At 54.5% G+C, this 804-nt stretch carries 1 protein-coding gene; it reads right to left on the reverse strand.

The window, feature by feature from the left end:
- A partial coding sequence (locus VTH8203_RS23550; protein WP_158296248.1) for a hypothetical protein occupies positions 1-804 on the reverse strand: 804 nt, incomplete at both ends.

An 804-nucleotide genomic window follows, 5' to 3' on the forward strand; every position in this document is an offset into this window, starting at 1 on the left:
CTTGCAGCGCCGCCACATCGGCAATGCTTGCCTCTGCCGCTATCGCCGCTTGATAATCGGCCTCGTTCGCACCATCAAAGGTTAAACCTAGGATATTCCCTAAGGTGGTGTTGCTGATACCGTTAACGTTACTGTCGGCCGCCGCCGTTTGAACCTCGGCAAACGCCAATAAGCTCGCATCCACACGGTCAATCAGCACTTGCAGCGCCGCCACATCGACAATGCTTGCCTCTGCCGCTATCGCCGCTTGGTAGTCAGCCTCGTTCGCACCATCAAAAGTTAAACCTAGGATATTCCCTAAGGTGGTGTTGCTGATACCGTTAACGTTACTGTCGGCCGCCGCCGTTTGAACCTCGGCAAACGCCAATAAGCTCGCATCCACACGGTCAATCAGCACTTGCAGCGCCGCCACATCCGCGATGCTCGCCTCTGCCGCTATCGCCGCTTGATAATCGGCCTCGTTCGCACCATCAAAGGTTAAACCTAGGATATTCCCTAAGATGGCATTGCTGATACCGTTAACGTCACTGTTCGTCGCCGCCAACTGCACACTGGCAAAAGCATCGACGCTGTTATCAACACTGTCAATCAGCACTTGCAGCGCCGCCACATCGGCAATGCTTGCCTCTGCCGCTATCGCCGCTTGATAATCGGCCTCGTTCGCACCATCAAAGGTTAAACCTAGGATATTCCCTAAGGTGGTGTTGCTGATACCGTTAACGTCACTGTTGGTCGCCGCCAACTGCACACTGGCAAAAGCATCGACGCTGCTATCAACACTGTCGATCACTGCTTGCAACGCCG

Source organism: Vibrio thalassae (genome assembly GCF_900089835.1).
Taxonomy (GTDB): Bacteria; Pseudomonadota; Gammaproteobacteria; order Enterobacterales; family Vibrionaceae; genus Vibrio; species Vibrio thalassae.